Genomic DNA, 6652 nt, shown 5'->3' on the forward strand with positions numbered 1-6652 from the left:
CAAATAGGCAAGATGAGGCCGTTCAGGCCGGTTTCGCCGATATGGCCTTCGATTAACCGCGCAACCCGACCACTCCCAGTCACTCAGGCGATGGTGATTCGACGGACGAAATCGAGGCTCGAAAGGTCGTTAAGCAGGTCGCCCGGAACCGGTTCGTCGGTGATAATGTAGAGTTTCGGGTCGTCGGTAAACTCGGGGTCCTCGCTAATCGTCTGTCGGATGGAGATATCCGCGTCGCCCAGTTTCGAGGTGACGGTCGCGACGATACCGGGTTCGTCGGCGTCGGCCACTTCGACGGTGAGGACAGAGAGGTTGAGCACCGGTGCGAGGTCCATCAGACTCGGAATCGCCGAGATGTTCTGGAAGATTTGTCGGAGTTCTTCGTCGGCGAGGATGGCGTCGGTCGTCGAATCCACGACGCGTCGGTCCACGTCGGCCTCTCTGGCGATACCGGTGTTCGGTATCTCGATTCCGCCGGAGACGACCCGTCCCTCGTCGTTGACGGAGAACCCGCGTTCCAAAAGGAGTCGAATGACAGCCTGCTGGCTTGGACTGCCCTCGAACTTCTCCATAATCTCGTCGAACATTCGTTAGTCCGGGGGTTTGCGGCCAGCCACATTAAGTGGTACGTCAGGCGCGTCGGAGGGAGAAAGCAAGCTAGAGCACGTCGGAGGGAGATGCCGCGGACGCTCCGCCGGGGCTGATTTCACCGAACAGTCGAGCGCCGGAGATGGGTTTAACCGTCGGCGCGAAAACCCGTCCAGCATGCGCGAGCTACGCACCTGCGACTTCTGTGGGACCGACGCCGCTGGCGTCTTCGAGGTACTGCCCCCGGAGCTGACGCCAGCCGATGACCAGCGCCGCGTCATCCTCTGTGAACACTGTCAGGAGACGTTGACCGACGTGATTTCGCCGCTTCTCGCTCGACTCGGCGTCGACGTGGACGTGGACGTTCCCGACGACGCACCGGCAGAGACCGGCGCATCCACAACACCGACGAGCGCAGGGAGTGGGTCAGTCAATGATGCAACGTCGGTCGATGTCGAGCCTGTCGACCCCGCACCGACGCCCGCCGAATCGACGGACGACACCTCGTCGGACCCGCTCGACGACTCGGTTCACACCGGGAAAACAGAGAACAAAGTCGAGGAGCGCGGGCGCATCGGAGAAGGCAAGCAGGCCGAAGACGGAGGCGAAGAAACCGAGTCGGAAACGACTACCGAACCCGAGCCACAGGCCGACTCTGCCGAAACCGACGCAGAAGGGAAGGAAACGGGAGACGACGACATGCGACCCGAGCCGCCGAAGTTCCGCAAAGTCATTCGTATCCTGCAAAACCGCGAGTTCCCCGTCGAGCGGGCGGAGATTGAAGAGTTAGCCTCAGGTGCGTACGACCTCGACGACGACGAGGTCGCGGACATCTTCGACTACGCGGTCGAACGCGGTGTCCTCGTCGACGACGGTGGAATGCTTCGCCGTCCCTGAGCCGATTGGGAGCGGTCTCAAACTGGTTTTAGTCTACAGTTTTCCTTTCGTACTCGGCGTGTCGGAGCGCCGTGGGTCCACGCGAGTCGCGTCATCGAGCGCACGCGCGAGCGCCTTGAATAGCGCTTCGACCTCGTGGTGTGCGTTTTCGCCGTCGACCCCGGCGTGGAGCGTGAGACCGGCATTCATCGCCAACGACATGGCGAAGTGTTCGGCCATGACGCTCGTGAACTCGCCGATATAGGGTTGGGAGAACTCACCAGAGAACTCGAAGAAGGGACGACCGGACACGTCGACGACGACTGACGCGACAGCTTCGTCGAGCGGGACCTTTCGGTCGGCGTAGCGGACGATGCCGCGTTTGTCGCCGAGCGCCTCCGTGAACGCCTCGCCGACGACGATAGCCACGTCTTCGACGGTGTGGTGGTCGTCGATGTGGAGGTCGCCGTCGCACTGGACGGTGAGGTCGAATAGACCATGTTTGGCGAAGGCTTCCAGCATGTGGTCGAAGAAGCCGATTCCGGTGTCGACGACCGCGTCGCCGTCGCCGTCGATGGCGAGTGTCACGTCGATTGTCGTCTCAGCCGTCTCCCGGGAGACGGCCGCGGTTCGGTCGGCGTCGCTCATGTCGCGTTCGAAGGGGGCAGCCCATATATGAATTCTCGTCGTGGCCAGTTTCAGCGCGGTGGCGGTGTCGAAAGCGAGTATCGAGAGCGAACGCCGCAATTGTCCGGTTGAGGTGGGTCAGACAACTGGGGACGGTCGCGAGGGCTGGCGAAATGAGCATCGAACCCACCGTTAGTTGGAGTGTCAGTCTACAAACGACCGTCAGACGCCTGTCTGCCGGAAATTCATATCACCGGGTGAGTACGGTGATGCATGCAGCGAAAGGGAGCGCTGGTGGTGGGTTACACCATCTGCGTCGGGGGACTACTGCTTACCGCTCGGTCGGGAGTTGCTATCGCACTTGGAATCGTACTCGTGACGATGGCAGTTAGTGCAGCAATTATTGACGGAGGGGTACGCGACAGACGATAGGGCAACCGGACACGATGCGACAACATAGACGCCGAACGGAGAGCAGCCACGGATGACGCGGTGTGGACCGATAGCTAGTCCAAAACGCGACGTGGTGACGCTCAGTATGCTCGCCCTCAGCGGGCCGTTTCTCAGCACCTCGCGTCCGGAAACGACCATAATCGGAGTACTATTCGTCGCCGTCGGCGTCTACGGAACAGTCGACAGTCTCGCCGCATTCGTCGGCTATTATATTCGGTTCTAACGGCCCAAAACAACCCAAATCGAACTGCGGCAGCGGTGCGTCTACGCGTCCAGCGCCGCTTCGAGGGTGAAGCGACCCTCGTAGAGTGCGGTCCCGACGACAGTCGCTGCTGCGCCCGCATCGCGAAGTGCGCGGATATCGGCCAGGGAGGCGACGCCACCGGACGCGACGACGGGGATATCGACCGCATCGACGACGCGGGACGTGGTGTCGAGGTGGACGCCTTCGAGTTGGCCCTCTACGTCCACGTCAGTGAACAAGATTGCAGCGGCCCCGAGTTCTTCGTAGCGAGCGGCGGCCTCCGCGGGGTCGAGACCGGTCCCTTCGGTCCAGCCGGAGACGACAACCTCACCGTCTTTCGCGTCGAGGCTGACCATCACGCCGTCGGGGTAGTCCTCGGCGAGTTCTGCGACGATGTCGGGGTTCTCGACCGCGGCCGTCCCGAGAATGACGCGGTCGACGCCCCGGTCGAGGAGGTCACGGGCGTCCTCAACGGTTCGAATGCCGCCGCCGAGTTGGAGCGGAACGTCGACCGCGTCGAGGACGGCATCGACCGCCGGAGCGTTCTTTCGGTCGCCTTCGAACGCGCCGTCGAGGTCGACGAGGTGGAGTGTTTTCGCACCGGCGTCGACCCAGCGGCGGGCGGCTTCGACCGGTTCGCCGTAGGACTTCTCGGTGCCGCGTTCGCCCTGAACGAGTTGGACGACTTCGCCGTCTTGCATGTCGACCGCGGGGACGACTTCGAACTCTGGGAACATACGCCACTGTGAGCAACCGACGTGCGTAAACGCACCGAATCCGGTGACTGAAGCCCGGTACCGTTCCGTCTGCGACGAAGATATCCAGAACAATTGCGAGCCAATAGTTCGGAACGGCTTTGTCTCGCCGGAATACAGACACACTCAATGAAACTCTTCGGTTCCAGCGGGACGCGGGGCGTGGTTGGTGAGAGCCTCACCCCGGAGTTCGTCCTTCGCGTCGCGAAGGCCGCTGGCACGGTCTGGAACGTCGACCGCGTTGCCATCGCACGTGACACACGAACTACAGGGGAAATGTTCGTCAACGCAGCCATGTCCGGCCTCGCCAGCGTCGGTGTCGACGTAGACGACCTCGGTGTCGTTCCGACGCCCGCCGCCGTCAAGTACTGCGAGGACGAGGCCGTCCCGGGCGTCGTCATCACGGCGTCGCACAACCCACCCGAGTTCAACGGCGTCAAACTCGTCGGCGACGACGGCGTCGAACTCGCCGTCGAGGAGTTAGAACGCATCGAAGACCACATCCTCGCCGAGGAATTCGACGTGGTCGCGTGGGACGAAGTTGGGGACACCCGCACCATCGAGACGGTCAACGACGATTACCGCGAGGAACTCCTCGCGAGCATCGACCGCGAGGCAATCGCGGAGGCGAATCTCACCGTTGCACTCGACCCCGGCCACGGAGCCGGGTCGCTCGTCTCACCCGACTTACTCCGCGAACTCGGCTGTGAGGTCCGCACCGTCAACGCCCAACCCGACGGCCACTTCCCCGGCCGCGAGTCCGAACCGGTGCCCGAGAACCTCCGCGACCTCGAACGACTCGTCCGCGCGACTGACGCCGACGTGGGAATCGCCCACGACGGCGACGCGGACCGGGCCATCTTCGTGAACGAACACGGCGAAAGCATCTCCGGTGAGGCATCACTCGCCGCCCTCGCGGCCGCCGCCCTCGAACCGGGCGACGTGACCGTCTCTGCCGTGAACGTCTCCCAGCGACTCGTCGACGTGTGCGAGGAAGTCGGTGCCGACCTCGAACTCACGCCTATCGGCGCGACGAATCTCATCACTCGCATCCGCGAACTCTGGCGCGAGGGCGAAACCGTCCCCGTCGCCGGTGAGGGTAACGGAGGCATCTTCTTCCCGAACTACCGTCTCGTCCGCGACGGCGCGTACATCGCGGCGAAGTTCCTCGAACTCGTCGCCGAGCGCCCCGCGAGCGAGATTGTCGCACCCTATCAGGACTACTACAACGTCCGCATCAACCTCGAATACGCCGAAGAGTCGGAACTGACGGCCATGCTGAACGCCGCCGACGAGTACGCCCAGTCCGCCGATGCGACGCCGAACACGACCGACGGTTACCGCCTCGACTACGGCGACGCGTGGGTGCTCGTACGACCCTCGGGAACCGAACCGAAAGTTCGCGTCTACGCCGAAGGCCGAACCGAAGAACGAGCGACCGAACTCGCCGAAGACGCCGCAGACGCACTCCGCGCCGCAGTCGACGACCTATAGTCGGGTAATCATTTTTGGCTGGGACCGAAAGTCGGTCGTATGAGTCACGACACGGGTAGCGAGACCGACGTCGACATCGATATCACCATCAGACAGCCACAGGCAGTTGCGGAAATGCGAGGTGTGTGGCAGGTTAATTCGCGATGTTGGGTTCGGGCGTACGAACACATTCTGCCGGAAGACGCGCTCCCAAATCCTGACACGCCGCCCGACGAGACGGAACTTCGCGAGCAACTCGACTACGCGAACGCGCTCAACGCGACCGAATCAGGACGGTACGTTGTTGCAGTCCGAGACTCTGGGAGTGATAACGGGGAAGTCGTCGGATTCGCCGCGACTCGCTGGGGTGACGAAACCAAGTCCTTCGTCGGCCACGACGACGCCGGGTTGTGGGTCATCTACGTCGACCCATCGCGGTGGGGCGACGGTATCGGGTCGGCGCTTCTGGACGCAGTCACAGCTACCATCCCCGAACAATACGACCGCCTCGTTCTCGAATCGTTCGCAGAAAACGATGCTGGACGCGCGTTCTATCGTTCGCGAGGATTCGAAGTGGTCGACCGAACCGAGACGGAAGTCGGAGACGAAGTGTATCCCACGGTGATTATGGCGCGGTCGTTCACAGACTAATCGCCGCGAAAACGAGCGCCAGTCCCCCAAAGACGAGAAGCATGAATCCGCGTTCGAGGGCGGTGGCGTCTATTTCGTCATCCGGAGGGTCCTCGCGGGTCGGGTCGAGGACGAATTCAGGGTCGTCAGAACGGGCGACCCGCCGGGCGGCCGCGGCGCTTTTGAACAGTCGGGCACTCAGGACGAAACACCCGAACCCGACGGCGGTTGCCACCACAGAGACCACGTTTACCATCGTCCCACTCCCACGTTCATCTGTTCACTCGTCGTCGTACACGGCGTCAGGGTCGAAAACGCGCTCGCCGACGTTCTCTCCCTCGACCGTCCGGTAGAAACACGACCGGTGTCCGGTGTGACACGCGCCGACGTTCTGGTCGACGAGATAAAGTAGCGTGTCGGCGTCGCAGTCGACGCGAACCTCTCGAATCTCCTGTGTGTGGCCGCTCGATGCGCCTTTCTCCCAGAGTTCGTCGCGACTCCGTGAGTAGTAGTGCGCCCGGCCCGTCTCGATAGTCCGTTCGAGGGCCTCAGGAGAGACGTAAGCCAGCATAAGCACCTCCCCGGAATCGGCGTCCTGCGCCACGGCGGGGACGAGTCCATCCTCACCGAAGTCGACATCGACGGTCATAATTCGGGTCACGAGGTCACAGAGGTTATCTCTTGTGCGTCGTCAGGCGTCAACAATCAGACGATGCCGAGTGCCCTGAGGACGCCGAAGAGGATATCGCCGTAGATGAGCGCGACGACGAGACCGACGAACATCGGGACGATGAACGGAATACCGGGCGAAATCCAGACGGCCTCGCGGGCCGTCACGAGTTCGAGACCGCCGCGGAGTTTCTCCGGCGTCGTGCCGTAGGCTGACCCCTCGATTTCGTCGAGGAACTCGGCCGCACCCCACGGGTCGTCGAAGTCGGTGTCGGCGCAGTCGGTGGCGGCGTCTTCGACAGGGTCGGCAGGCGTACCGAGGTCGGCGTCAGGCCCA

The 6652-nt window shown here is 62.7% G+C and carries 10 protein-coding genes; 4 read left to right on the forward strand and 6 right to left on the reverse strand.

The window, feature by feature from the left end:
• Window positions 1-83 precede the first annotated feature (83 nt).
• Entirely contained in the window at window positions 84-587 is a 504-nt protein-coding gene (trpY, locus tag QT222_RS08765) for a TrpY family transcription regulator (protein WP_004058952.1), read from the reverse strand.
• Between the two features lie 178 nt (window positions 588-765).
• Between trpY and QT222_RS08770 the strand changes: the two genes are divergently transcribed.
• Window positions 766-1485 carry a DUF8528 domain-containing protein gene (locus QT222_RS08770; protein ID WP_491476945.1) on the forward strand — a complete coding sequence of 240 codons (720 nt, stop codon included), beginning with the start codon at window positions 766-768 and terminating at the stop codon, window positions 1483-1485.
• Window positions 1486-1518: 33 nt separating this feature from the next.
• Here QT222_RS08770 and hisB read toward each other — a convergent pair whose 3' ends face one another.
• Window positions 1519-2112 (reverse strand): imidazoleglycerol-phosphate dehydratase HisB, encoded by a 594-nt coding sequence (gene hisB, locus QT222_RS08775; RefSeq protein ID WP_004058948.1) that lies wholly within the window; start codon window positions 2110-2112, stop codon window positions 1519-1521.
• A gap of 463 nt (window positions 2113-2575) precedes the next feature.
• Between hisB and QT222_RS08780 the strand changes: the two genes are divergently transcribed.
• On the forward strand, window positions 2576-2767 hold the full coding sequence (locus QT222_RS08780; RefSeq protein ID WP_049917458.1) for a hypothetical protein: 192 nt from the start codon (window positions 2576-2578) through the stop codon (window positions 2765-2767).
• A gap of 41 nt (window positions 2768-2808) precedes the next feature.
• On the opposite strand, the gene hisA is transcribed toward QT222_RS08780, so the two are convergent.
• Window positions 2809-3525 (reverse strand): 1-(5-phosphoribosyl)-5-[(5-phosphoribosylamino)methylideneamino]imidazole-4-carboxamide isomerase, encoded by a 717-nt coding sequence (hisA, locus tag QT222_RS08785; protein WP_004058944.1) that lies wholly within the window; start codon window positions 3523-3525, stop codon window positions 2809-2811.
• Between the two features lie 147 nt (window positions 3526-3672).
• Here hisA and glmM point away from each other — a divergent pair, with 147 nt between their 5' ends.
• Window positions 3673-5037 (forward strand): phosphoglucosamine mutase, encoded by a 1365-nt coding sequence (glmM, locus tag QT222_RS08790; RefSeq protein ID WP_491476946.1) that lies wholly within the window; start codon window positions 3673-3675, stop codon window positions 5035-5037.
• Between the two features lie 39 nt (window positions 5038-5076).
• Window positions 5077-5667 (forward strand): GNAT family N-acetyltransferase, encoded by a 591-nt coding sequence (locus tag QT222_RS08795; RefSeq protein WP_491476947.1) that lies wholly within the window; start codon window positions 5077-5079, stop codon window positions 5665-5667.
• Here QT222_RS08795 and QT222_RS08800 read toward each other — a convergent pair.
• The 3 genes from QT222_RS08800 to QT222_RS08810 all read right to left on the reverse strand — a co-directional run.
• On the reverse strand, window positions 5657-5902 hold the full coding sequence (locus QT222_RS08800; protein ID WP_491476948.1) for a hypothetical protein: 246 nt from the start codon (window positions 5900-5902) through the stop codon (window positions 5657-5659). The genes QT222_RS08795 and QT222_RS08800 overlap by 11 nt on opposite strands.
• A gap of 24 nt (window positions 5903-5926) precedes the next feature.
• The gene (hisI, locus tag QT222_RS08805) at window positions 5927-6295 is read right to left on the reverse strand and encodes a phosphoribosyl-AMP cyclohydrolase (protein ID WP_491476949.1); all 369 of its coding nucleotides are present in this window, start codon (window positions 6293-6295) and stop codon (window positions 5927-5929) included.
• A 56-nt stretch (window positions 6296-6351) separates the two neighbouring features.
• Window positions 6352-6652, reverse strand: a 301-nt coding sequence (locus tag QT222_RS08810) for an A24 family peptidase C-terminal domain-containing protein (RefSeq protein ID WP_491476950.1), incomplete at its 5' end; no start/stop codon positions are given.

The organism is Haloferax sp. s1 (genome assembly GCF_058382125.1).